At 64.1% G+C, this 680-nt stretch carries 1 protein-coding gene; it reads left to right on the top strand.

Annotated features, from left to right (window positions below):
• Positions 1-680, top strand: a 680-nt coding sequence (locus AC3WL2_RS25785) for an immunoglobulin-like domain-containing protein (protein ID WP_492574045.1), incomplete at both ends; no start/stop codon positions are given.

Here is a 680-nt window from a genome sequence, read left to right as displayed (position 1 = left end):
CTCGGTCAGGACCTGACCGTAACCCTGAGCAACGGCGATAAAGTCGTCATCCCGGCCGGCCAGACTCAGGTCGAGTACAAGGCCACCGCCCAGGGCGATGACGTGTTCAAGGATGGCGACACCCTCACCGTCGGTATCTCCGATGCGTCGGTCACCGGCAAGACCTTCGAGAACCTCGAGCTCGGCGGCAACGCCAGCGTCGAGATCAATGACACCGTCAGCGAAGTGGTCGCGACGCTGTCCGCCGACAAGACCACCGTGTCCGAAGGCGGCCAGGTCACTTACACCGTAACCCTGACCAACGCCCAGGGCCTGTCGGTCACCGGCCACAACGGCCTGACCTTCACCCTGACCGACGGCACCAAGGTCACCGTCCCGGCCGGCAGCGCCACCGGCACCGTGACCATCACCGCCAAGGACGACGTGTTCGTCGGTGGCCAGCCGACCATCAGCAACAAGCTGACCGGCGTCACCGGCGCGGATAACTTCGAAAAACTGACCCTCGGCCAGAACGAAGTGAAAACGTCCGTCACCGACGAGCCAGGCTCGGGTACGCCGGGCACCGGCAATCAGGGCGACAAGGTCTCGGTCACCATCATCGGCAACGGAGCGGTCACCGAAGACCAGCAACCGAGCTTCACCGTCAAGGTCAGCCAGAAGCTCGGTCAGGACCTGACCGT

The sequence above is a fragment of the Pseudomonas sp. FW305-96 genome, from assembly GCF_058783825.1.
This window is presented reverse-complemented; position numbering and strand designations above follow the sequence as displayed.